This is a genomic window from Paludisphaera borealis (assembly GCF_001956985.1).
Classification (GTDB): domain Bacteria; phylum Planctomycetota; class Planctomycetia; order Isosphaerales; family Isosphaeraceae; genus Paludisphaera; species Paludisphaera borealis.
The window spans coordinates 5,331,562-5,355,992 of record NZ_CP019082.1 but is presented as its reverse complement, the minus strand read 5'-3'; the positions used below and the strand labels follow the sequence as shown (position 1 = coordinate 5,355,992).

General features: G+C 64.9%; 20 protein-coding genes. 10 read left to right on the top strand and 10 right to left on the bottom strand.

The window, feature by feature from the left end:
- Positions 1–24: 24 nt before the first annotated feature.
- The 4 genes from BSF38_RS20680 to BSF38_RS20665 form a co-directional block, all read right to left on the bottom strand.
- Positions 25–1,269, bottom strand: a complete 1,245-nt coding sequence (locus tag BSF38_RS20680; protein ID WP_076348808.1) for a type II secretion system F family protein — start codon at positions 1,267–1,269, stop codon at positions 25–27.
- 119 nt (positions 1,270–1,388) lie between these two features.
- Positions 1,389–3,104, bottom strand: a complete 1,716-nt coding sequence (locus BSF38_RS20675; RefSeq protein ID WP_076348806.1) for a GspE/PulE family protein — start codon at positions 3,102–3,104, stop codon at positions 1,389–1,391.
- 322 nt (positions 3,105–3,426) lie between these two features.
- Positions 3,427–4,539 (bottom strand): type IV pilus twitching motility protein PilT, encoded by a 1,113-nt coding sequence (locus tag BSF38_RS20670; protein WP_076348804.1) that lies wholly within the window; start codon positions 4,537–4,539, stop codon positions 3,427–3,429.
- Positions 4,540–4,858: 319 nt separating this feature from the next.
- Positions 4,859–6,604, bottom strand: a complete 1,746-nt coding sequence (locus tag BSF38_RS20665; RefSeq protein WP_076348802.1) for a GspE/PulE family protein — start codon at positions 6,602–6,604, stop codon at positions 4,859–4,861.
- A 503-nt stretch (positions 6,605–7,107) separates the two neighbouring features.
- Between BSF38_RS20665 and BSF38_RS20660 the strand changes: the two genes are divergently transcribed.
- Together BSF38_RS20660 and BSF38_RS20655 are read left to right on the top strand one after the other, a co-directional pair.
- Positions 7,108–8,679: a UxaA family hydrolase gene (locus tag BSF38_RS20660; protein WP_076351219.1), complete on the top strand. Its 1,572-nt coding sequence runs from the start codon at positions 7,108–7,110 to the stop codon at positions 8,677–8,679.
- A 2-nt stretch (positions 8,680–8,681) separates the two neighbouring features.
- The gene (locus tag BSF38_RS20655) at positions 8,682–10,793 is read left to right on the top strand and encodes an ArnT family glycosyltransferase (protein WP_076348800.1); all 2,112 of its coding nucleotides are present in this window, start codon (positions 8,682–8,684) and stop codon (positions 10,791–10,793) included.
- A 128-nt stretch (positions 10,794–10,921) separates the two neighbouring features.
- Here the strand turns inward: BSF38_RS20655 and BSF38_RS20650 are convergent, their stop codons facing one another.
- The 4 genes from BSF38_RS20650 to BSF38_RS20635 all read right to left on the bottom strand — a co-directional run bounded on the left by BSF38_RS20650 (position 10,922) and on the right by BSF38_RS20635 (position 14,230).
- Positions 10,922–11,317: a type II toxin-antitoxin system VapC family toxin gene (locus tag BSF38_RS20650; protein WP_076348798.1), complete on the bottom strand. Its 396-nt coding sequence runs from the start codon at positions 11,315–11,317 to the stop codon at positions 10,922–10,924.
- Positions 11,314–11,604, bottom strand: a complete 291-nt coding sequence (locus BSF38_RS20645; RefSeq protein WP_083713128.1) for a hypothetical protein — start codon at positions 11,602–11,604, stop codon at positions 11,314–11,316. Before BSF38_RS20645 ends, BSF38_RS20650 begins: the two co-directional genes overlap by 4 nt.
- A gap of 616 nt (positions 11,605–12,220) precedes the next feature.
- Positions 12,221–12,727 (bottom strand): transposase, encoded by a 507-nt coding sequence (locus tag BSF38_RS20640; protein WP_210405626.1) that lies wholly within the window; start codon positions 12,725–12,727, stop codon positions 12,221–12,223.
- A gap of 189 nt (positions 12,728–12,916) precedes the next feature.
- On the bottom strand, positions 12,917–14,230 hold the full coding sequence (locus BSF38_RS20635; RefSeq protein WP_237170545.1) for a hypothetical protein: 1,314 nt from the start codon (positions 14,228–14,230) through the stop codon (positions 12,917–12,919).
- Positions 14,231–14,322: 92 nt separating this feature from the next.
- Here BSF38_RS20635 and BSF38_RS20630 point away from each other — a divergent pair, with 92 nt between their 5' ends.
- From BSF38_RS20630 to BSF38_RS20615, 4 genes are all read left to right on the top strand, one after another.
- A complete protein-coding gene (locus BSF38_RS20630) occupies positions 14,323–15,351 on the top strand; it encodes an NAD-dependent epimerase/dehydratase family protein (protein WP_076348795.1) in 1,029 nt (342 codons plus the stop codon).
- Positions 15,352–15,916: 565 nt separating this feature from the next.
- Positions 15,917–16,465 (top strand): FHA domain-containing protein, encoded by a 549-nt coding sequence (locus tag BSF38_RS20625; protein WP_076348793.1) that lies wholly within the window; start codon positions 15,917–15,919, stop codon positions 16,463–16,465.
- The gene (locus BSF38_RS20620; RefSeq protein WP_076348791.1) at positions 16,462–16,851 is read left to right on the top strand and encodes an FHA domain-containing protein; all 390 of its coding nucleotides are present in this window, start codon (positions 16,462–16,464) and stop codon (positions 16,849–16,851) included. Before BSF38_RS20625 ends, BSF38_RS20620 begins: the two co-directional genes overlap by 4 nt.
- 240 nt (positions 16,852–17,091) lie before the next feature.
- Positions 17,092–18,225, top strand: coding sequence for a hypothetical protein (locus tag BSF38_RS20615; RefSeq protein ID WP_076348789.1), 1,134 nt, complete (start codon positions 17,092–17,094; stop codon positions 18,223–18,225).
- 109 nt (positions 18,226–18,334) lie between these two features.
- On the opposite strand, the gene BSF38_RS20610 is transcribed toward BSF38_RS20615, so the two are convergent.
- On the bottom strand, positions 18,335–20,119 hold the full coding sequence (locus tag BSF38_RS20610; RefSeq protein ID WP_076348787.1) for a DUF885 domain-containing protein: 1,785 nt from the start codon (positions 20,117–20,119) through the stop codon (positions 18,335–18,337).
- 429 nt (positions 20,120–20,548) lie between these two features.
- Here BSF38_RS20610 and BSF38_RS20605 point away from each other — a divergent pair, with 429 nt between their 5' ends.
- Both BSF38_RS20605 and accD read left to right on the top strand, forming a co-directional pair.
- Positions 20,549–21,163 carry a histidine phosphatase family protein gene (locus tag BSF38_RS20605; protein ID WP_076348785.1) on the top strand — a complete coding sequence of 205 codons (615 nt, stop codon included), beginning with the start codon at positions 20,549–20,551 and terminating at the stop codon, positions 21,161–21,163.
- A gap of 99 nt (positions 21,164–21,262) precedes the next feature.
- Positions 21,263–22,111, top strand: a complete 849-nt coding sequence (accD, locus tag BSF38_RS20600) for an acetyl-CoA carboxylase, carboxyltransferase subunit beta (RefSeq protein ID WP_076348783.1) — start codon at positions 21,263–21,265, stop codon at positions 22,109–22,111.
- 15 nt (positions 22,112–22,126) lie between these two features.
- Here the strand turns inward: accD and BSF38_RS20595 are convergent, their stop codons facing one another.
- Complete coding sequence (locus BSF38_RS20595) at positions 22,127–22,918, bottom strand: PIG-L deacetylase family protein (RefSeq protein ID WP_076348781.1); 792 nt, start codon at positions 22,916–22,918, stop codon at positions 22,127–22,129.
- A gap of 281 nt (positions 22,919–23,199) precedes the next feature.
- Between BSF38_RS20595 and lexA the strand changes: the two genes are divergently transcribed.
- Both lexA and rnhA read left to right on the top strand, forming a co-directional pair.
- Entirely contained in the window at positions 23,200–23,805 is a 606-nt protein-coding gene (lexA, locus tag BSF38_RS20590) for a transcriptional repressor LexA (RefSeq protein WP_076348779.1), read from the top strand.
- A gap of 142 nt (positions 23,806–23,947) precedes the next feature.
- Complete coding sequence (rnhA, locus tag BSF38_RS20585) at positions 23,948–24,430, top strand: ribonuclease HI (RefSeq protein ID WP_076348777.1); 483 nt, start codon at positions 23,948–23,950, stop codon at positions 24,428–24,430.
- Position 24,431 lies beyond the last annotated feature (1 nt).

Here is a 24,431-nt window from a genome sequence, read left to right as displayed (position 1 = left end):
GCCCGCGGCCGGAGTCTTCGTCCCTCATCCCGAGAGCTTCTCGATCAGCGTGATCAGGGGGAGGAACAGGGCGATGACGATGAAGCCGACGATGCCGCCCAGAACCACGATCATGATCGGCTCGAGCAGGCTGACGAGCGACTCGACGGCCACCTCGACCTCTTCGTCGTAGTTGTCGGCGATCTTGTTGAGCATGGTGTCGAGGTCGCCCGTCTCCTCGCCGACGTCGATCATGTTGACCACGATGTCGTCGACGATCCGCGCCTCGCGAAGCGGCTGGGCGATCGTCTCGCCCTCGCGGATGCTGTCGTAGATCCGGGTGAACGCCCGCTCGAAGACCGCGTTGCCCGCCGTCTCCTTGACGATGTTCAGCGACTCGAGGATCGGCACGCCCGACTGGACGAGCGTCCCCAACGTGCGCATGGTCCGCGCCACGGTCGACTTCTCGGCGATCGTCCCCATGACCGGGATCATGAGGAGGACTCGGTCGCAGACGTAGGCCCCCGTCTTGTTACGGTACAAGAGCTTGATGAAGATCCACAGGAACAGCGGCGACAAGAAGACGAGGTAGAAGTACTTGATCAGGAAGTGGCTGGCCGTGATCAAGAAGATCGTCATCTTGGGCAGCGGCACGCCGAAGTCTTTGAAGATCGACTCGAACTTGGGGATGATGAAATAGAGGATGAAACCGACGATCACGCAGGCGACGAAGATGACCACGACCGGGTAGACCATGGCCCCCTTGATCTTTCGCTTCAGCGATTGCGACTTCTCCTTGAAGTCCGCCAGGCGCTGGAGAATGGCTTCCAGGGCGCCGCCGGCCTCGCCGGCCTTGATCATGTTGCAGTAGAGCCGGTCGAAGGCCTTGGGGTGCTTGGCGAACGCCTCGGAGAGGGTCTGGCCGCTCTCGATGTCCTCGATCACGTCGGCGAGCGAGTTCTTGAGCACGCCCGGCTTGCACTGGCCCTCGAGGATCTTCAAGCTGCGGAGGATCGGCAGGCCGGCGTCCTGAAGGGTCGAAAGCTGGCGCGTGAAGGTGCAAAGCTGCTTGGTCGAGATCCGGCCGATGGTGAACGACTTCTTCTTCCGCCGCCCCCCCTTCTTGGCCGCCCCCGTCTTGCGGGTCTTCTTGGCCTTCTCCGAGATCTTGGTGACGAAGAAGCCCTTCTGGCGGATGAGCTGCTGGGCCTCTTCCTGGGTCGCGGCGTCGATGGCGTCCTTCACCTCGCGCCCGGTGTGGTCCATGGCTTCGTATTGATAGGTCGGCATCGGCGCTCTCCTGCCGCGGGCGGGGGTCCGGGGTCTGCTGTTTTTGGGGATTCGTGTGGCGTCGCGTCGTTTCGTGTCGTTGGGTCGGATGTTCGAGGGCGAGGATCTCGATCCGGACGTCAAACCTCGGTCATCGTCTCGCGGAGGATCTCCTCGACGCTGGTCCGGCCGTCGCCGATCGCCTGCAGGCCCGACTCGCGGAGGGTCCGCATGCCGTACTTGCGGCACGCCTCGCGGAACTCGTCGAGCGAGACCTCGGCGACGATCATGTCGCGGAGCACGTCGTTCATGACGATCAGCTCGTAAATCCCCATGCGGCCCTTGTAGCCGGTGTTGTTGCAGCGCTCGCAGCCCTTGCCGTAGAACCACTTCTGCGACGCGGCCTGCTCCTGGGTCAGCCCCAGCTCCATGATCACCTCGGGGCCGGGCATGAACTCGGTCTTGCAGTTCACGCAGAGCTTCCGCACCAGCCGCTGCGCAAGCACGGCCTCGATGGTGGCGGTGATCAAGAACGTCGGCAGCCCCATGTCGCGGAGCCGGGTCACGGCCGAGGGGGCGTCGTTTGTGTGCAGCGTGGTGAAGACGACGTGGCCGGTGAGCGACGCCTGGATCGAGATCTCGGCGGTCTCCAGGTCGCGGGTCTCCCCCACCAGGATCTTGTCGGGGTCCTGCCGGAGGATCGCCCGCAGGCAGGCGCCGAAGGTCACGCCGATCTCGGGGTTGATCGGCACCTGGATCAGCCCCTCGATCTCGTACTCGACCGGCTCCTCAGTAGTGATGATCTTGTCTTCGATCTTGTTCAGGTCGTTGAGCGTGGCGTAGAGCGTGGTGGTCTTGCCCGACGAGGTCGGCCCGGTCACCAGGATGATGCCGTTGGGCTTGTGGATCACGTCGAGCCACCGCGCCAGGGTGTCTTCGGGCATGCCCAGCTTCTTGAGGTCGAGCTGGACGACCGAGCGGTCGAGAATCCGCAGGACGACGCTCTCGCCGAACATCGTCGGCAGGGTCGAGACCCGGATGTCGACGTTGTTGCCCCCCAGGGCGAGCTGGATCTTGCCGTCCTGCGGCAGCCGACGCTCGGCGATGTCGAGGTTCGACATCACCTTGATGCGGCTGGAGATCGCCGGCGCCAGGTGCCGCGGCGGCGGCACCAGCTCGTACAGGATGCCGTCGACCCGGTACCGCATCTTGTACTCTTCCTCGAACGGCTCGAAGTGGATGTCCGAGGCCTTGTCCTTGATCGCCAGCAGCAAGACCATGTTCAAGAGCTTGCGCACCGGCGCGGCCTCGGCCATCTCCTCGATGGCCTCGAGGTCGATCGTGCTCTCGTTGCGGCCGGCCATCTTCTGCAGGCCCTTGTCCTGCTCGATCTGCCGGACCACGTCCGAGATCGACTCGTGATGGCCGGCGTACAGCCGCTCGATCGCCGCCGCCACGTCCGACTCGGACGCGATCGCCCCCTTCACCTCCACCCCCAGGAACGTCCGCAGATCGCCCAAGGTGGAAGGGTTCTGGGGCTCGGCCATCGCCACCGTGACGCTCTTGTCCTTCTTGTGCTGCGAGATCGGCACCACCTTGAAGGTCGTGGCCATGTTCTCGGTGACTAGCTCCGTCATCTCGGCGGGGATCGTGGTGTCGGCCAGCCGCATCACCTTCATCCCGAGCTGCTCGCCGAGCGCCTTGAGGACCTGGTCCTCCTTCACCAACCCGAGGCGCACCGCGACCTTGCCCATGAGCTCGGAGCCCGAGCGCTTCTGGTCCTCAAGGACCCTCATGAGGCCGTCCTCGTCCAGGTAGCCCATGTCGACCATGATCGTGCCGAGCCGTCGTGCCATGCCTGGTCGCCCCCCGGTCCGGGCGCGGGCGGCCTCCGTGGAGGCCCGCCGGGACCGTTTCGCCTAGTCGAACCGTGTTCGTGCGGGTGGAAGTCGAGTCGTCGAGAAGAACCGCCCGCCGAGAACCGGCGGGAGGCCGCGGGAGGAGCCGGCCGCGCGAGCCGGCGAGGAAACCCTCGCCGCCGCCCGACCCTCCCGGCATGAACAAATTCTGAACCGTCGCAACTTAGAGAATCACTTACACTTCGATACGTCGCCGTCGCCGCCGCGTGACCCCCCGGCCCCGGTTTTCCCGAGGCGGTCGAATCGTGTATGCGGGCGCTCAGTCGGCGGCCTCCTCCTCGGCGTCCTCGTCCTCGAAAATCCCCTTCTTGGCGTTCTCGATGCGGTCGCGGAGGTCGTTGATCTTGCGCGCCTTGTAGAGAACTTCGGTCTCCTCGACGAGCCCCTGCTTCCAAAGGTTGAACAGGCTGTCGTCGAGCAGAATCATCCCGTGCTTGCGGCCGGTCTGGATCGAGGAGTCGATGCGGTACGTCTTGTTCTCGCGGATCAGGTTCGAGATCGCCGGCGTCACCACCAGCATCTCGTAGGCCGCCACCAGCCCCTTGGGCTTGCGCGGCAGGAGCGCCTGGGCCAGCACGCCGATGATCGCCACCGAGAGCTGGGTGCGGATCTGGTCCTGCTGCTCCTTGGGGAAGACGTCGATGATCCGGTTGACCGTCCCTTCGGCCGAGTTCGTGTGCAACGTGCCGAACACGATGTGGCCGGTCTCGGCCGCCGTGATCGCCGCCTGGATCGTCGCCAGGTCGCGCATTTCGCCCACCAGGATGATGTCCGGGTCCATTCGCAGGGCCCGGCGGATCGCCTCGGGGAAGTCGGGGACGTCGATGCCGATCTCGCGCTGGTTCACAAGCGATTTGTTGTGCTTGTGGAAATACTCGATCGGGTCCTCGATCGTGATGATGTGGCGGTCCATGTTGTGGTTGATCCAGTTGATCATCGAGGCCAAGCTCGTGGTCTTGCCCGAGCCCGTCGGCCCGGTGACCAGGATCAAACCGCGCGGCCGCTGGATCAAATCTTCCATCACCTTGGGCAGCCCAAGCTGCTCGAACGTGAGGAACTCGTTGGGAATCCGCCGCAACACAAGACCGATGTTGCCGCGCTGCTTGAAGATGGCCACGCGGAAGCGGGCCATCTCGCCGAACGCGAACCCGAAGTCGGTCCCCCCCACTTCCTGCAACTCTTGCTGGCACCGCTCCGGCGTGATGCTCTTCATCAGGGCCATCGTGTCGGGCGCTTCAAGCACCTTGGTGGCGAGCGGGCGCAAGTGACCGTGAAGTCGCAACATCGGCTGAGTGCCGACGGTCAGGTGAAGGTCGCTGGCCTTCTGCGTGCACACGGTCTGGAGCAGCTTATCGATGAGCAGCGTGCCCATTGTCGTCACTCGCCTCCAACGGGGAATTCGATGGAACGTCGATTGGTCATCTCGATACCAATCCTCTCGGGTTGACTTTGTCCTGGAGACCAGGTGTCCATCGAATTACTGAGCCCCGTCTTGGAGTTAGGCGATGAGCCGTCTTCCCCTCGACCTAACCCATTATTTCGACCCGGTGCGGCTGGATCAAGCGCGGTGCCTCTGCTTTGATCGCAAGAATTCGGGGTCGCCCGCCGCGGCGCGGCGGACGACGCGCGTCATGATCGCGGTTTCATCATCGGCCGGCTCGACCCGCCGCGCCGACTTTCGCCAAATTCGGCTATTTCTTCGCGGCCGTCGGGGCCGCCGGAGTCGGCTCGGAGGCGATGTCGTGCTGGGTGATCCGGAGGACCTCGTCCAGGGTGGTGATCCCCTTGATCGCCTTGATCACGCCGTCCTCGAACAGGGTACGCATCCCCTGCTTGCGAGCCACTTTACGAATCGCCATGGTGGATTCGCCCTTGAACGCCATCTCGCGGACCTGGTTGGTCAAGATCATCAGCTCGTAGATCCCGAGACGGCCTCGGTAGCCCTTCTTGCTGCAATGACTACAGCCCTTCCCCTTCATGAAGTTGGCTTTCTTGGCGATCTCCGGACGAAGGCCGATACCCGCCAGGACGTGCGGCGGCGGCTCATACCGAACCTTGCACTTGGGACACACCTTCCGCACCAAGCGTTGAGCCATGATCGCAAGCACGGAACTAGCGACAAGGAACGGCTGGATGCCGATATCCACCAGACGTGTAATGGCGCTGGGCGCATCGTTCGTGTGCAATGTACTGAAAACCAAGTGTCCCGTCAGTGAGGCCTGGATCGCGGTCTCGGCGGTCTCCAAATCGCGGATTTCGCCGACGAGCAGGATGTTGGGATTCTGCCGCAGCATGGCTCGAATGATCCGCGCGAAGGTCATTCCGATCTTGGCTTTCACCTCACATTGGTTCACGCCCGGGAGGTAGTATTCGACGGGGTCCTCGGCCGTGATGATCTTGACGTCCGGCCGGTTCAGCTCGTTGAGTGCGGCGTACAGGGTGGTGGTCTTGCCCGACCCGGTCGGCCCGGTGACCAGCAAGATGCCGTTGGGACGTTTGATCAGTTGCTTGAAGCGGGCGAAGTCGTCGTCCGAGAACCCCAGGTCCTGGAGCCCGACCTTGATGTTCTCGCGGTCGAGGATGCGCATGACGACCGACTGACCGTGGGTGGTGGGGAGGATGCTGACGCGGAGGTCGATGTCCTTGCCGGCGACGTTGATCTTGATCCGGCCGTCCTGGGGCCGTCGCTTCTCGGCGATGTCGATGGAGCCCATGATCTTGAGACGACTGACCATGGCGCCCAGGAGCCGCCGAGGCGCGCTGTCGCGCTCCATCAGCACCCCGTCGATCCGGTACCGGATCCGCACCCGCTCGGCGAACGGCTCGACGTGAATGTCCGACGCCCGCATCGTCACGGCTTCCTGGATGATCAGGTGCACCAACCGGATGACCGGGGCATCCCCTTCTTCCAGCGTATTGGTCCGAGAGAGGGTGTTCGGCGTCCCGTCTTCGGCGAAGTCGATCTGCGTATCCGTGAATTCCGTGAGCATCGAGTCGACCGACTCGGTCTCGGACGCCGAACCACCGTAATACTTGTTGATCGCCTCGATGATCGCCTCGCGCGGGGCCAGGGCGACCTCGATCTCCCGATTCAGGACGAACCGCAGCTTCTCGATCGTCTCGAACCCCATGGGGTCATGCATGATGACGCGAATCGTGCCATTGCCTTCGGACATCGGCATCACGATGTTCTCGCGCGCGAGCGATTCCGGCACGAGGTTGACCACCGACGCCGGGATCTCGACTTCGCGGAGCTCGATGAACGCGAGGCCGTGCTGCTCGGCCTTGGCCTTCACGATATCGTCGGCGTCCGCATAACCGAGCTTCACCAGCGCGTCCTCGACGGCGCCGCCGGAACGCTCCGCTTCCTTGAGCTGATCGGGCCCGATCACGCCGCGTCGAATGAGGATTTCCGTCCAATCCCGACTTTTGGCCATGACGTCACAACTCCCGTGGTGATTTCCCAATGCGGCCCGGAACGCGCGACCGGTCACGGCCGAAGGTGCGGCGTGGACGGCGGCTTGGCCCGGTCGGTGAACCGGCCCGAGCGACGAAGACGCGATACGATGACGTAACGTGCGATACGAGTATAGAATCCACCGTGTGACAGAAACGAACGGCCCCGTTCGCCTCGTCCCGTGGCTTATCGAAAGGAATGTACGAATCCGATGATGCCATCGTCAACGTACCAGACCCGGAAGGCTTCGGCAAGGAAATCCGATAGAATTCGATCATTCCCCGAGGCCCCGCGCCGCACATGCAAGCCATTATGACGCTTTGTATTGGGCCGAGTCGGACGGGGGGCGGAAATCGACGCGGACGTGGCGTTCGGGAACCGCGACCGGCGGGTTTCGGCCGACTTCCCAAAGCCGCGCCGGCCCACTAGACTGACGATGAGGAGATCGAGCGTGCAGGGAAAACCGCCTTACGAGGTCGAATGATGGCGAATGCTGCCGGCGCGGCTCAGGCCGTTCTGCTTCGAGACGACGACAACGTGGCCGTCGCGGCCCGGCCGATCCCGGCGGGCTCGCGGTTGAGCTTCGGCCCGGAGTCGGTCGAGGTCCGCGAGCCGATCGCGCTGGGCCACAAGGTCGCCCTGGCCGCGATCGCGCCGGGCGAACCGGTGCGGAAATACGGCCAGGTGATCGGCTTCGCGTCCAGGCCGATTCCCGCCGGGGCGCACGTCCACGTCCACAACTTGAAGGCCGACCTATTCGAGCGCGACTACGCGTACGCGACGGAGCGCCCGGCGGGCCGGACGGGCGAGCCCCCGCGGACGTTCCAGGGCTTCCTCCGTCCCGACGGCCGGGTGGGCACGCGCAACTACGTCGCCGTCATCAGCACGGTGAACTGTTCGGCGAGCACGTCGCGGTACATCGCCGACCGGTTCCGCGATCGCGATTTCCGGGCCGACTATCCGAACGTGGACGGCGTCTTCGCGATCACCCATAAGGGAGGCTGCGGGCTGCCGTTCGAGGGCCAGGACCACAAGAACCTCGAGCGCGTGCTGGCGGGCTTCGCCAACCACCCGAACGTCGCGGCGTACGTGATCGTCGGCCTGGGGTGCGAGGGAGCCTACGCCGAGCACCTGATCGACAGCCAGCAGTTGACGCTTCTGGTCCGCAACGGCGACGGCCGGCGGCCGACAGCGCCTCCTAGACCTCGGGTTCTCAATATCCAGGACGAGGGGGGGATCACCCGGACGGTCGAGGCCGCGGTCGCGGCGGTGGAACAGCTCTTGCCCGAGGCGAACGCCTGGCGGCGGTCGGAGCAGCCGGCGTCGAAGATCTGCCTGGCGATGGAGTGCGGCGGCTCTGACGGCAACTCCGGGGTCACGGCCAACCCGGCCCTGGGCGTCGCGGCCGATCTGCTCATCGCCCAAGGAGGGACGGCCGTCCTGGGAGAGACCACCGAGATCTACGGCGCCGAGCATCTGCTGACGCGGCGGGCGGTCTCGGCCGAGGTCGGTCGCAAGCTCGTCGATCGGATCAAGTGGTGGGAGTGGTACACTGGCGTCTTCGGCGCCGAGATCAACAACAACCCGTCCCCCGGCAACAAGGCGGGGGGGCTCTCGACGATCTACGAGAAGTCGCTCGGAGCGCTCGCCAAGGCGGGCTCGACCGCGCTGGTGGACGTGGTCGATTACGCCCAGGCGGTGCCCGGCCCCGGTCTGGTGTTCATGGACACCCCCGGCTACGACCCGCCTTGCACGACGGGCCTGGTGGCCGGCGGCGCCAACGTCCTGGTCTTCACCACCGGGCGGGGGAGCGTGCTGGGACTGAAGCCGACCCCTTGCGTCAAGCTCGCCACCAACACGCCGATGTACGATAAGATGAAGGACGACATGGACCTCGACGCCGGGCCGATCCTCGAAGGCGAGTCGGTCGAGAGCGTCGGCCGCAGGCTCTTCGAGCGGATTCTCGAAGTCGCCAGCGGCGACTTGACCAAGAGCGAGCGGATCGGGGTGGGCGAGGAGGAATTCGCCCCCTGGACGATCGGGCCGACCCTCTGATTATGAGTACGATCGAACGACTTCCGGCCCACAAGAGCGGCGTCGCGTCGCGGACGCCGCCGGGCTTCTTCCAGCGCAGCGGTTGGCCGCTGATCGTGCTCGGCTTGCTCGAACTCGCCTGGCTGGGCTGGTTCTTGTGCGAACCGCTGCCCAACGCCCCCTCGCCGCGCGGCGCGATCACGCGCGGCATTCTGTTGCTCGACACGTTCCCCGGCGTCGTGCCCGACGTCTCGTTCCGCGAGTCGCTGCTGGGCAAGGGGTTGGACGAGTTGAGCCACGTCGAGAACCTCCCCCAGCGGCTGCCGATCGTCGCGGCCGCCGGCCTGATCGTCCTCGCCGCCCTCGGCCTGGGCGACCTGATTCGCCGCCGCCTGAGCGCGGACCTCGACGCCGGGATCGGCGAGCGGCTGGCGCTCGATTTCGGATTGGGGACGGTCGCCCTGGCCCTCGCCGCCCTGCTCCTGGGCCGCCTGGGCCTGCTGCATCCCTGGGTCTTTCGAGTCGGGCTGGGCGTCGTTGCGGTCGCGGGGGTCGCGGGCTCTCGGTTCTGGAAGTGGGAACGCCCGCGGTTCGAGACGGGAACGGCGGTCGCGGTCTTGATCGTCGCGCCCTTCTTGGTGTTGATGCTGCTCGGCGCGATGCTCCCGGCGGTCGACTTCGACGTCCTCGAATACCACCTCCAGGGGCCGAAGGAGTATTTCCAGAACGGCCGGATCGCGTTCCTTCCCCACAACGTCTACACGAGCATGCCGTTCGGCGTCGAGATGCTCCACCTGATCGGCATGGAGGTGATGGGCGACTGGTGGTGGGGAGGGCTGGTGGGTCAGCTCCTCGTGGCGCTTTACGCTCCGATGGCGGCGGTCTTGATCGCCGGGTCGGCCTCGCGGCTGGGTTCACGGTGGGCGGGCCGGTTCGCCGCCATCGTCTATCTGACCACGCCGTGGATCTACCGACTCGGCGTGATCGCCTACGTCGAGGGGCCGCTTTGCTATTTCCAGGCGGCCCTGCTCTGGACGCTGATCCGGGGATGGAACGACGAGCGCGCGCCGAGGGGGCGGTTCTGGGGGCTTCTCGGCCTGCTGGCCGGTGGGGCGATGGCCTGCAAATATACGGCGGTCCTCTCAGCGGTCATCCCCTGGGGCGTCTTCAGCGTGGCCGACTCCGCGCGGCGGCGGTCGGCGCGGCCGGTGCTGGCCTTCGTCCTGGGATGGTCGGTCGTCATGGCCCCCTGGATGATCAAGAACGTGATCGACACGGGCAATCCCGTCTATCCGCTGGCCTGGAAGGTCTTCGGCGGTCGCGACTGGACCCCCGCGCGTGAAGCGCAATGGTCGCACGCCCACGGCCCGAGGCCGATCACATCGGCTCACTTCTGGCATTCGGTGGTCGAGGTCGCCGGCCGTTCCGACTGGCAGTCGCCGCTTTACCTGGCATTCGCACCCCTCGCCTTCCTGAAACCGCGATCGCGCAAGCCGGCTTTATTGTTGGGCGGTTATCTCGTTTACAGCTTCTTGACATGGTGGCTGCTGACGCACCGGCTCGATCGGTTCTGGCTGCCGATGCTCCCCGCGGCGGCGGTGTTGGCCGGCCTGGGGGCCGATTGGTCGGAGACGATGGCCTGGCGGATCATCCGCGCGGGGGTCTTCGGGCTGGCGATCGCGACCAACCTCGCCTACTCGTCGACGGCGCTGGCGGGCCTCAACGAATGGACGGGGGACATCGAATTCCTCCGCCGCGACATGCCCCGCCGTCTGAATGCGCCCCTGGCCACAACCGACGCCCGGCTTCCGGCCGACGCCAAGATCCTCCTGATCGGCCAGGCGGCCGTGTACCACCTCAACCATCCGATCCTCTACAACACGGTCTTCAACCCCGAGACGATCGAGGTTCTTGCCGGCGACCGCCCCCCCCAGGAGGTCCGCCGCGTCCTGCATGATCGCGGAGTCACGCACGTCTACGTGGACTGGAAGGAGATCATGCGGCATCGCGACCCGTCCGGATACGGGTTCACCGATTACGTCTCCCCACAGCGGTTCGCCGTCTGGATCGCCGCCGGAATCCTCGGCCCGCCGACGGCGATGGGCATGGAACAGGACCTCTACGAGGTCCGGTGAACCAATCGAATCAAGAGCCCCGTCGCCCTACGCGGCCCGGTGGAGTCCAGCGCGCCGGTCAGGTGAAGGAAAAGTTCCGCAGACGCCGGGTTTCGCGGCTCTCGGCCCTTTGATTCCTTGCACACAAATCAAGGCAGCAGCGTGAAACCTTCCTGGGAAAAGTGGGCGTCGCGCGTGAGGACTTTGATGATTCCTTGAGCTTTCATCATGGCCATCGAAGAACAGTCCGTGAGACTGTAGTCCTTGTCCAGTCGGGCTTCATAAAGGTCGAGTGCGTCCAGGAAAGACCGCCGGGACTGTGGCACGACTTCGATGTCGGGATGGGCGAGGATCTGGCGGATGATGGCGGCCGCGCGCGAGCGCATCGCGGGGCCGAACGCGCTGAAGTGGGCCAGAACTTCGTCCAACACTTCGTCGCTGGTCACGAGTTGCAAGCCGCCGATGGCGCGGTAGGTCGTATGCCACTGGTCCCGTGGATTGATCCGGGCGACCCAGTAGACTGTGTCGGCGAATGCTCGGCTCATGAGGAGCGTTTGGGCGTGCCGTAGATGTAGTGATCGTGTTGGGCCGCACTGTCGATGGGGAGCTGTTCGAGCACGTCGACGGGCAAATCGCTCATCAGTTCGTCGATGATCTCGCCGATCGCTCTGCCACCGATTCCGTTCACCGACTTCGGCTTCGCCTGGTAATCTTTACGCTGCTTGAGCAAACCCAGGGCTTCTTCCAAGACTGCGGTTTCCGAGGGGAACCGACCGGTCTGGACTTCCTCACGCACGAAGCGTTGCCAGCTCTCGGAGAGTAGGATGTTCATGTTTGTTGCTCCACGAGGTCTAGAATAACATGGCTTCTCGGGTTCGCCAAGTTCGGGAAGATTACCGCATCAGATCGCCTCTTGCTCAAGCGGCTGGAAACGATCTTCCTCCATGTCGGCCGCGAACAGAATGGCGGCCTGAATATCTTCGGGTGAGACGCGGTAATTGGCCATGATCGTCCCCTTCCGCCAGGCTGGCGAGGATGACGCTCACCATCACTCGCGACCTTTGATGCATTTCTTGCCGTGACGAACATCCGGTCTCACGCTGATCCGATCTCGCCAGTTCATGTCCTGCCTCACATTCGGTAGCTTGACTGCGATTTCACCGCATCCGTCAGAGGCGGAAATCCAGAGAAGGTCGAAGACATGAACTGACACCGGGTTTCCCGCCGGTATGAGGTTCGTTGAACCAACGCCCCGCTCGGGCGTCGACAGTAAAACACGGGCACCCCACAAGGGGCACCCCTACCGTGCCAATCCCGGTCGCACGGCGATTCGTAGGGGCGCCCCTTGTGGGTGCCCGATCCATCATTGGCGTTGCGGGCGCGCGATTCGTAGGGGCGCTCCTCGTGAGTGCCCGATTCAACATTGGCGTCGCGGACGCGTGATTCCGTCAGGAAATCCATGGCGTCTCCCGATCGTTGTTCGGGGTCCCATTGGGGTTCTCCCGATCGAACGCCCAGCGGCGGGGGTTGTCGAGGATGTAATCGTGAATCCGTTCGAGGGAAACTTCATCACGAATGACGTGCTCATGGTAATTGCGTTGCCAGAGCGCGCCGACGAATCGCGGCCAGCCCAAGGTTTTAACCCCGCGCCCGTATTCCAACGTCGTCAACGATTTGAACGCCCCGACCACGTCGCCCACCGTGATGCGGTCATCCGAAACTCGGGCACCCACAAGGGGCGCCCCTACGGCGGACGGCGCGTCTCCGTCCCGCAAAAACAAAACCCCGTGCAAATGGTTCGGCATGACGACGAACACATCCGGCGCCACTCGTGGGAACCGCTGCGTCAAGGCGGCCCACGCCTCCGCGACCATCAATCCGGCGGCGTTGGCCCGCATCGCCCCGTCGACCACCTCACCGAACAGACACGCCCGATCCTGAACGCAGATCGTCACGAAATATCCGCCCGCCTGCGCGTAGTCGTACCCCTTCCATCGTATCGACCGACGACGGAGCCTGACTGGGTCCGGAGTAATCAACACGCCTCCAGGGGAAACCCGGTGTCAGTTCAGGTGAAACCCGGTGTCGGCCCCTGTTCCGGCCTTCCCTGGGCGTCTCCGGGGCTGGCGTTCGAGCGGGCAGCCTTAGCGCTCGGCGTGGGACGCTTCCTCGACGAGCTTCAGGGCGTTCTCGATCAGGATCTCGCCGGTCATCTCGCCGAGCGAGGTCCGGGAGACGTAGTCGTAGCGGGGGAAGCTCTGGAAATCGACCTTGGTGAGGATGTAGCCGAACGCCTCGTTGGTCAGGCCGAAGAGGAAGTTGTGCTTGCCCCCCATCTTCCGTTTGAGGTAGAAGCCGATGTTGGGCAGGGCCTCGCCGGGGATCGTCAGGATCTGGGCGTCGCCGAGGGTGACGAGGTTGACCCGCGCGCTGACCGAATGGTCGTCGTTGTGGGGGTACTTGAGGGGCGAATGCGTGATCACGGCCCACATGGCGGGCGACTCGACCGGAAACCGAACCATCTTGGCCTGGCAGGCGAGCGCGGGATCTTTCTGTTCGGGGGCGTCATGAACGATCCGGATCGCCTCGGAGGCCATCAGGCGGCCAATCCGCAGGCACTCGTCCCACGATCGCGCGTCCTTCCAGTATCCCCGGGCCTGGTCGCTGGGCTGGTCGAGGTTGCGGTTGTCGGCCGTGACCATCCCCCCCTGGGCGCTGTTCATGAACAGGGCGACGCCGCCGGCCTGCGACTCGATCGTCTCGCAGAGCGGTCCGATGAGGTCGGGGCTGAGGATGCCGACCTCGTTGCCAAGGACTTCAGGGTGGATCGCGTAGTTCACCAGGGTCGCGATCGTCTTGCCTTCCAGGGTCTTCGCCTGGATGACGTTCATGCGGCGGTCGTAAAGGTCGGGAGCGTAATAGTTGTAAGCGATCTTGCCCTTGGCCTCGCCGACGGCGATCTTGAGGGTCGCGGGCTGAAGCCGGTCGACGGCCTCGTTGAGCGCCTCGGCCGCCTTGTCGCAGACCATGTTCATGTAGGCGAGGTCGCCCGTGTGGCCTCCCTTGCCGTCCGGGAAGGCGTAGCAGTCGGGAGCGCTGTGAGTGTGGGTCGAGCCGATGAGGATGTTCGTCGCGGGGATGCGCGTCACCTTCGCGCGGACGCGGTCGCCGAGGGCCGAGGGGAAGCCCAGAAGGTCGAGCGCGACCACGCCGACGGTCACGTCGCCCTTGCGAAACACCAACGCGCGGGCCGTGAGCTCGCCGCGCTTCTCGCGCGCCGGGTGGGTCGGCCCCATGCCTCCGGAGACCGGCAAGAGCGGGTTGGGCGTGATCACCTTGACCGACGCGCCGGCCTGGATCTCCCCCTTCGCCTCCCCCCCGGCCAGGACCGCGCCCGCCAGGGCGCAAAGGACGAAGGCTCGACGCGGCCGGCTCAGGTACACCGAGAATCGCTTCATACGTTGGCGCCTCATCGTTCGGGGCTGGTCGTGCTGTCCACGGACGGGCGTCATGGTACAGGGCGCGGGCGCGCAAGGAAACAAGGAGCATCATGAACGAATTGTCGACGGTGACGGGCGGGGCCGGGTTCATCGGCGGGCATCTGGTAGCGCGGTTGGTCGAACTCGGCCGGCCGGTGCGGGTGATTGAGCGGCCGGGGGTCGACGTGGGACGCCTGCCGGCGGGCGTCGAGGTCGTCTTCGCCGACATCCGCCAGCGGCAAGGGCTCGACGAGGCCCTCGCGGGGAGCCGGTTCGTCTACCATCTGGCGGCGAACCCCAACCTCTGGGTTCGCGACCGCCGCGAGTTCGAGGCGGTCAACCACCTGGGGGCGGTCCACGTTTTTGAAGCGGCGCTCGCGGCGGGCGCCGAGCGGGTCGTGCACACCAGCACCGAGAGCATCCTGACCAAAGCCCGCGCGACCGGCCCCATCGACGAGAACGTCGAGATCGACGAGAGCGACGCCGTCGGCCCGTACTGCCTCTCCAAGCTCCGGGCGGAGAAGGCCGCCATGCGGCTCGCGAATCAAGGGAGGCCGGTGATCGTCGTCAACCCGACCATGCCCGTGGGGCCGGGCGATCGCGGGTTGTCGCCGCCGACCCGCCTGATCCTCGACTTCTGCTCGGGAAGGCTGCCGGCTGTGATCGACTGCACGCTCAACCTTATCGACGTCCGCGACGTCGCCGAGGGGCTGATCCGGGCCATGGCGGTGGGCCGCCCGGGACGCCGCTATCTGCTCGGGGGCACCAATCTCAGCCTCGTCGGCCTGCTCGAAATCCTCTCCGAATCGACCGGCGTTCCGGTCCCGCGACGGCGCGTTCCGTATGCGTTTGGCCTGGCGTTTGCCTATCTGAGCGAGGGCTGGGCCGACCTCGTCACGGGGACGTCGCCGAAGGCTTCGGTCACCGGGCTTCGACTGGCTCGACGAATCATGCACTTCGACGCGCGAACGAGTCTGAACGAGTTAGGTCTAACGCCGCGACCGATCCGGGAATCGCTCGACGACGCGGTCCAAGGGTTGCGGTCCGACGGCCGATTGCCGTCGATCGCCCCCCAAAACCTCGGCCTGGACCGATCTTAGCGGCGTCCACGCACGATCTCGGCCGTTGGAGACGCTTGCAAATCCGCCTTTCTCACATTCCTGAACGCCGCGTATTAATCGGATCGCGATTTTTCTGTTTGATTTCGAGGTCTATTCCTGTTAGAACCCCTAATTCATCAGGACAGCCAGTCGCTTTTTCAGTCGGTCTCGCCGGCGGACGCCTCCTGAGCGAGGAAGGCGAAGAACCGGGTCGATTTTCGGTTTCGGGGCCGGAGCTATTCCGTTCCCTTCCCCAATCCGACCGGGAATCGCACAACACGAGCGATTTTCTCGACCACGAAGTTGGTCGCCCAGTCCGCCTAGTTTATATTTGCTTGGGGCGAAGAAACCGTGTCGTGATCCACTCGGGTTTGCGGTTCATCGTGTAGGCATGGATTGGCCCGCTTGGTCTCGTGAATTTCGCTTCGACACCGGATGTCAAGATCAATACAGGATTTGCGATAGTGCCCCGGGGGTTTTTTAGTCTATAATGAACTAAGGCACTTCCGGGGCAGAGGATCTCAGCATGGTTCCTGCCGTCGGTTTCGTCCGAGGAACTTGCTCCATGATCGCGCGTCTTGTGGCCCTCGACGAAGGTCCAGACATCATGCTGGATCGCGCCATGGTCGTCGTTGGGCGGCATCCGGCCTGCGATGCGCGGCTCGATTCCTTGCGCGTGTCTCGTCATCATTGCTGCATGGTGCACGAGAGCGGAGAAGTCGTCGTTCGCGATCTCGGGAGCACCAACGGCATCCGGATCAACGGTCAGCGGGTGGAGATGGGCCGGATGAAGGCGGGCGACGAGCTGTCGATCGCCCACATTCGATACCGCCTCGACAACGGGCAAGGGCACGAACAGACGATGGTCGACCCGGAGAGCCCGGTCTCGGCGAAGCTTCTGGGCGACGAAGGTTCCCAGGTCGTCAACCCGCTCTTGCCGCTGCCGGCGGACGAGAACGCCCTGGCCGCCGCCGTGCGGAAGATCCTTCCTTCGGCGGTCGCCGAGAAGTGTCGGATTCAGGTCATCGTTCAGATGACCGGGGAGAAGGAAGCCAACGGCGCGTCTCCCGTCCATGCGGTCGATTCCCACGTGGCGGAGAAGCCTTCGGAATGAGTTTCAAGCTGACTCCCATCGTTCAACGAAGCGGCCCCCCCATCATGGTGCAGCGGCCCATCCTGCTGATCGGCCGACATCCCGAGTGCGACTTGCGGCTCGACCTGCCCAAGATTTCTCGACGGCACTGCTGCCTAGCCTCGGCTTACGACCGTGTCTTGATCCGCGACCTCGGCAGCCGCAACGGCGTCCGGGTCAACGGCCGGGTCGTCGACGAAACTCAGCTTTTTCGAGGCGACGAGGTTGCGATCGGCCCCTTGATCTACCGCGTCGACGACGAGGAGGGCGAGTCCCCGGGGGGCGGTCCGCATTCCCGCCCGGCGGCGGCTCCCGCGCCGGGAGAGTCGGAGTCGCACGTCGATCTCATCCCGCTGGACGACGTCTGACCCTGCGAGTCGAGGTGGAGGAGAGTCGATCGTAGCGATGGTTCCACCGACGCATGCGAAATCCGCGACGGCGGCGTCTTAAGAAGTCGCCGTTCCCGGTGATACAATACTTGGTTGTACGACTCCTGGACGGCGGCCCCGGGCCCTGCTTCGCTGACCTCGGGTCTCGGGTCTCGTCCTCCTGGCGATCGATTTTCCCGTTTCCCAACCGCTGAAGCGCACCCGCGAGGGAGGAACACCATGAGACGAATATTCCCCACGATGTTGGGGTTGGCCATGGCTCTGACGGCCTGTTCGACCGAAGCCCGGGCTCAGTGGGGCTACGGCAACTACGGTGGTTACGGCGGCTATGGGTGGGGCGGATGGGGAGGTGCCGGCAGCACCTTCCAGGGAAGCGTCGCCCAGGGCCTCGGCATGATGTACATGGGCGAAGGCTCTTACAACAAGCAGACGGCCATCGCCAACTCGATCAACGCCGATACGATGATGCGCTGGAACCAGTTCGTCTACGAAGGACAGAAGGAGGCCACGCGGCGCTATTTCGCTCGCCGCAACGCCGAGTTCTCCAAGGATCGGGAGGCGTACAACACAGCCCTCACCAGGCTCAACGAGAATCCGAGCCGCAGCGACATCGAACGGGGCGACGCGTTGAACGCGATCCTCGACCAGCTCAACGATCCGCGCATCCACACCTCGACGCTCCGCTCGATCGACGTCAACGTCGATGCCAAGCTGATCCGCGAGATCCCGTTCACCAACGCCTCCGAGGCGATCACCATCAGTCTCGAACAGCTCAAGGACGCCACCCGCTGGCCCCGGGCCCTTCGCGATGCTCGGTTCGCCCCTGATCAAAAAGCGTTCGAAGACGCCGTCGTCCAGGCGCGCAAGGAAGACGAAGAGGGCGAGATCGCGCCCGAAACGCTCGACAAGGTCCGCCAGGTCGCCACGGACATCAAGGTGAAACTCGGCCAGATGCCGCTCGACGATCGGGCCGAGACCAGAGAAGCCCAGAACTTCGTCAAGACGCTGTTCGCCATGACGCGCATGCTCGCGAAGCCGAAGGTCGAACAGGTCCTCTCGGAACTTCGGAAATTCGAGAAGACGACCGTGGGGAACCTCCTCGGCTTCATGCGCACCTTCAACCTGCGCTTCGGGCCCGCGACCACGCCCGGCCAGCGGAACGCTTATAACGAGCTGTTCTCGGCCATGGACCAGGTCCGCGACAAGATTGTCGCGGAGGCCAAGCTCGACGACACGGTGACCGAGAAAGCCAAGACCGCCAAGCTCCACGACTTCTTCTCGGCGATGGAGATGGATCACGTCGAAGGCAAGAAGCCGGCCGCGACGACCCCGCCGCCGGCCCCCCAGCCGTGACCGATTCGCATCCCCCCCTGCCCGTCGACGGTTCTAGAACCCCGACGGGCGGGGCTTTTCCCCCTCTCCCGGTTCGCCGTCGTCGCTCGCAGTCGACGATGCACTCGCCTCATTTCTCCTTCGTCACGGCGAGCCTCGCGCGGACCAGTTCGGGCAGAAACTTGACGGGAAGCGTCCCCTCCGAGAGCGCGGCCTCGTGGAACCTGGCGAGGTCGAACCGATCTCCCTGCTCGCGCTGAACCGACTGCCGGAGCCGATAAAACGCCGTGCGTCCCACGAAATACGTGGAGAGCTGGCAGGACGACTGCTTGGAGCGGATGATCTTGCCCACGGCCTCGCCTTCGGTCTGGAAGGCTCGGTTCATCAGCAGGTCGCGCGCCTCGGCGTCGGTCATGGCGCCGCAGTGCATCTTGTTGTCGAGGATCGCGTTGACCACCGCGCGAAGATAGAACTTGAGCTGCTGGAGCCGCAGCTTGACATCCCCGCCGCCGAACCCCTGATCGAGCATCATCTGCTCGGTGTACACAGCCCACCCCTCGGCGAACGTCCCGGAAGAGAGGACGAGGCGGATGAAGCTGGGGCATTTGTTGCTGTATTCGAGCTGGACGTAATGGCCGGGATAGGCCTCGTGGATCGTCAGGATCTTGAGCATCGACCGGTTGTATTCGCGGAGCAGGCTGTCGGCCCGCTCGCGGCTCCAGTCGGCGGGGGGCGGGCTGATCGAGTACTCGCTCGACCCTCGCGAATCGAGGGGAGGCGCGGGGTTGAGATAGGCGACCGAGTTGCCCCGCATGAACTCGGGCATCTCGATGATCCGGCACTGGTCGGGCTCGGGCAGAGCCAGGATCTTGCGGGCCGAGATGAAGTCCTTGATCGCGTGGACCGTGCTCCGGGCGTCGGCGACCAGCGAGTCGGCCGTGCCGTGGTCGTCGCCGATCCGTTCGAGCACGCGCCGGGTCATCTCCGAGCGGCCCGCGGGGTCGTCGGGGGGGACCGCGACGCCGGGGAAGAACTCCGACCAGATCTGACGGGCGAAGACGCTCATCTCGGTCTCGACCCGGACCGCCTCGCGCTCGGCCTCGGCGAGCACCTCGTCGGCCGTCAGACCGGCGTCCAGCTCGTAATCGAGCTTCTTGACGAACAGCTCGCGGCCGATCCGCCAGTCGTCGGTGCTCCTGGGCAAGACTTCGGTCTTCAAGAACGCGAGGTAGTCCGAGAGCAGGCCGACCAACTTCGCGGCGTCGGCCGCGAGCTGGCCCTCGCCGGGAGGGTCGCCGGCGAGCCGGAACAGCTCGGTCTTGTAGAAGCCGACGGCCCCCTCGGTCTGGCGGATCGCCGTCTCAACCTTCACGCGCGGCGGCCGGCCGATCGTCTTGCGGGCGGTCTCCAGTACGCGAGGGACCTGCCGCATTCGTTCGAGCGCGTTCCGCCGGTTGACCTCGCGCGGCAGCGACGACTGGGTCAGCAGCAGGTAGACGCTCTCGGTGGCGTAGTCGCCGTAGACCCGGGGATCGTCGCGGAACGGGTGGAACGTCTCGCCCAGCCAGATCGTGCTTTCCAGATGCCGCAGGAAGACGTCGTAGTCGATCTTCGAAGGCCGCGAGAGGCGATCGACGACCACCTCCTTCCGCAGCCGGGCCAGAGTGTCGCGGCGGAGCTGAAGATTGGCCTCGCGCGCCTCGGGCGACAGGTCGTCTAGCTTGTCGTCGAAGCCGTGCTCGCCGAGCCTCGTCGCCGACAGCGGCTCGCGGTGGAACGTCTCGGTCAGGTAATCGCGGAACAAGGCGTTCAACCGCGCGTCTTCCGGCAAGCCCCCCGGATCGTCGGCCGCGATCGACAGGCCGGACGCGGCGACCAGCGCCAGCACGAGAAACGACGATCGGTGTCGAGTCATGGCGTTCTGCTTTCGAGGATCGTGTGGTCCGCCGGCAACCTGGAACGGCGGTCGTCTTGCCAAGGCCCAGCGAGGATGGTAGAAATTGACCATACGGTGCGATACTCGCCGTCGTCAATCAATGCGCTCCCCGACCCGCGGCGGTTTAACTTCCGACTGGACCACCGGATATCGATCACGACGTCCGCCCATCCTGCCATGTAAGACTTCCATTCATTCCGAACGCTGGACGGGTCTCCCTCGGTACGCGTCGAATCTTCAACGCGGCGTCGAGGGGAAGCGAGGCGCCGGGCCCCAGTCGTCGCCGAGGCGTCGCCAGGCGATCGATGCGGGTGGTCTGGCTCAACGAAAGGGATACGGGCTGACCGCGACACACCGTTTTTCCGTGTGCTGAAGAACGCGCGACGTTGCAGGTTGGCCCCGACAGGTATGACGGCCGTGTCGATTTCATCGCAGGTCTTACTGATTCGCCCCGGCGCGACGCTCTACGACGAGCAGAACCGGGTCCAAGGCGTCCTCGACATCCCGCTCAGCGAACAGGGGAAGACCGAGGTCGCCCGGCTGGCCGAGCGGCTGGCGACGCGCGACGATCAGACCGCGCTTTCGGCGCTGTACTGCGGACCGGGCGAAAGCGTCGTCCGGACCGCCGAGATCATCGGCAAGGCGCTCGGGCTGCGTCCCCGGCGGATCGACGAGTTCCGGAACCTCGACCAGGGGCTCTGGCAAGGGCTGCAAATCGAGGAGATCCGCCGTCGCAACACCCGGCTGTTCCGCCAGTGGATCGACGACCCCCGGACCATCTGCCCCCCCCAGGGCGAGACCGTCGAGGACGCGATGGAACGGCTCCGAGCCGCCTTCAAGCCGCTCTTTCGCCGCCATGCCGACGAAGCCTTCGGCCTGATCGTCGGCGAGCCCATCGCCCGGATGATCGCCTGCTACCTTAAACGCGTGCCTCGACTGCACCTGGACGAATTCCTGCCATGTTGCGGCTATGAGCGGATCGAGGTCCGGGCCGACCTGCTGGGCGGGAACGGCTCCTCTTGACAAACGTTCGTCGCAACGGAATTGTGTGGATTCATCGACCACCGCGCGTCGGGCCGACGCGACGGCGATCCGAATTGGAAAGAAGACGGGAGAACGCCCATGGCCGGTAAAGGAGGAGGTCCCCTGCACGCCTGGCATGGCCATTTCGAAGCCAAGCGGGTCCCCGAAGGGGTCTGGATGCGGTGCGAGGGCTGCGGCGCGACGCTCTTCCGCAAGCAGGTCGAGCAGAACCTGAGCGTCTGCCCCGAGTGCAACCACCACATGCCCGTGACGGCCGTCGAGCGAATCCGCCAGCTCCTCGACGAAGACACCTTCGAGAACTGGTTCCCTGACCTCCTGCCCGCCGACCCCCTCAAGTTCGACGACCGCCGCCCCTACCCCGAGCGCGTGAAGGCCGAGCAGGCGCGAACCGGCCTGAACGAGGCCGCCCTCGTCGGCCAGGGGTTCATCAAAGGACGGCGCATCGTCTTCGGCATCACCGACAGCAACTTCATCATGGGAAGCATGGGTTCGGTCGTCGGCGAGAAGCTGACGCGGGCCGTCGAGGAGGCCACTCGCCAGAAGCTCCCCTTGGTGATCGTCTCGGGCTCGGGCGGCGGCGCCCGGATGCACGAAGGCATCTTCTCGCTGATGCAGATGGCCAAGGTCTCCACCGCACTGGGCCGCTACCGCTCGGCCGGCGGCCTGTTCATCAGCGTCCTGACCCACCCGACCATGGGAGGCGTCGCCGCCAGCTTCGCCTCGCTCGGCGACATCATCCTCGCCGAGCCCAAGGCGCTCATTGGTTTCGCCGGCCCCCGGGTCATCGAGCAGACCGTCCGCGTCCAGCTCCCCCAGGGGTTTCAGACCAGCGAATTCCACCTCCAGCACGGCTTCATCGACCGCATCGTCCATCGCCGCGACCTGAAGAGCATGATCGCGCAGTTGATCGACTATACGAGCACCTGAGGCCGCCGTCCGGGCTCACGACGGCTTCGAGGCGGACCGGCCGCCCCGGCCGTCCTGCCCGAGCAACGCGAGCAGGCGGTTGTCGTGCGGGTACGGATGGCCGTTGTACTGGCGGAACCCCTCGGCCTTGGCGACGCCGATCTCCGCCCCCCGCTTCGCCCCCCATTGCTCCTGGCTCGTCAGGTATTCGTCCATCCCGTGCTGCCGCAAGAGCCAGTCGCGCTGGCTGGCGTGGCAGGCGAGCATCGCCTTCTTGACCTCGAAGACGTCCGTCACGTCGACGTGGAAATCGGCCGGGGCCGGCCTGCCGTCGCGATCCGCCCCTTCGAGCGAGTCGACGAAATACAGGTGCGGAATCCAGTCGATGGCCGGCGCGGGCTCCCACTGGCGGGTCGCGTAGTTCGGGCACGAAGCCGAGAAACAGGCGTCGCGCACCAGAATGCTCGTGGCCTCGTGGTCGCAATGATAGTCGACCGGCGGCGCCGTCAGGATGATGTTCGGCCGCACCCGCCGCAGCGCCTCGGTCACCCGCCGTCTTGAATCGTCGTCGTTGAAGATGACCAGATCCCGGAATTCGAGGCACAGGTAATCGGCGCCGATCAGATCGGCGGCCGCCTTCGCCTCGCCGCGACGGACCTCGGCGATCGCCTCGCAATCCAGCTCGGCGCTGCCGCAATCGCCCGGCGTCATCGTCGCGATCGTCACCGCGAAGCCAGCCCGCTTCAAAAGCGCGAGCGTCCCCGCGCACTGAAATTCCACGTCGTCGGGGTGGGCGTGAATCGCGAGCACGCGCGTCTGAGTCGACATGACCGGTCCTTTCCAAAGGCTCCATGTGGCGAAAAAACCGCCCAGAGAGTAACCAGCCTCCCCTCCTTAACACAAGGGGGATACTCACCTTGTGGAACATGGCCAGGTGATCTTGAAGAATGTCTCAGACGACCCGAAAAAAATGTTCTCGCGTGCGCTAGATTACCTGTGTACATTAGCAGCCAAAGGGTCAGTAAGTGATCGTCCGTGTGCTGCGCTTATTTCCATCGGGCGCGCGGATGCGATCCGATCCCGGCGTTCGACACTACTGGAGATGAATCATGGCCGACCTCGACGCGCTCACGCTTCGCCAGCGCGAGATCTACAACTTCATTCGCAGCAAGATTCACGGACGAGGATACGGCCCGACGGTTCGGGAGATCGGGGTTCATTTCCAGATCAAGAGCCCTAACGGCGTGATGTGCCACCTCAAGGCGCTCCAGAAGAAGGGGCTGATCCATCGCGAGCCGAACATGTCGCGCGCGATCCAGCTCCTCGAAGAATCGGCCACGGGCCACCCGACCGGCGTGAAGCTGGTGGGCCGCATCGCCGCCGGCCAGCCGATCGAGGCGATCGAGCAGAACGAGGAGCTGACGTTCTCCGACTGGGTCGAGGACGGTGCCAAGTTCGCCCTCCGCGTCACCGGCGACTCGATGATCGAGGAGCACATCGCCGACGGCGATTTCGTCATCATCAAGAAGCAGGACCAGGCCCGCGACGGCCAGATCGTGGCGGTCCGCGACGAGGACGGCGAGGCCACGCTCAAGAAGATCTACCGCGACCGCACCCGGGTCCGGCTCGAACCCGCCAATCGCGCGCTCAAGCCGATCTATCGCGACCATGTCGACATCCTCGGCGTCCTGGTCGGCGTCGTCCGCAAGTACTGAGCGCCGGTACGGCACAGTGCGGCTTGACTTGACGGCGTCCGGGATTGTCCCGATTATTGAGAGTCGAGCGCGGGTTTCTCACCGTCCGAGAGACCCGGCTCCCTTTTCGAATGGGTAATCAAGGATCGAAAGCCGCCTTATTATGGAACCGGATGCCTCGGCTCCCGCCGACCTCGTCAAGCTTTTCACTGATGGCGCGTGCAGCGGCAACCCCGGGCCGGGGGGCTGGGCGTACATCCTCCAGCACCCCGCCAGCGGGCAGGTGCGCGACGCCTCCGGCGCCGAGCCCGAGACGACCAACAACCGCATGGAGCTGGCCGGCGTCATCGAGGGCCTCGCCTCGCTCAAGCGCCGGTGCCAGGTCGAGGTCGTCACCGACAGTCAATATGTCGCCAAGGGCATCAAGGAGTGGATGCCCAACTGGAAGCGCCGCGGCTGGCAGCGCAAGGAAGGCAACACGCTCAAGCCGGTCATGAACGTCGATCTCTGGAAGCGGCTCGACGAGCTGCTGACCCAGCACGACGTCCGGGTGACCCATGTGTTGGGCCACCGCGGACATGCCGAAAACGAAGCCTGCGACCGCATGGCCGTCGAGGCGTACAAGGCCCTCAAGCGAAACCGCTGAC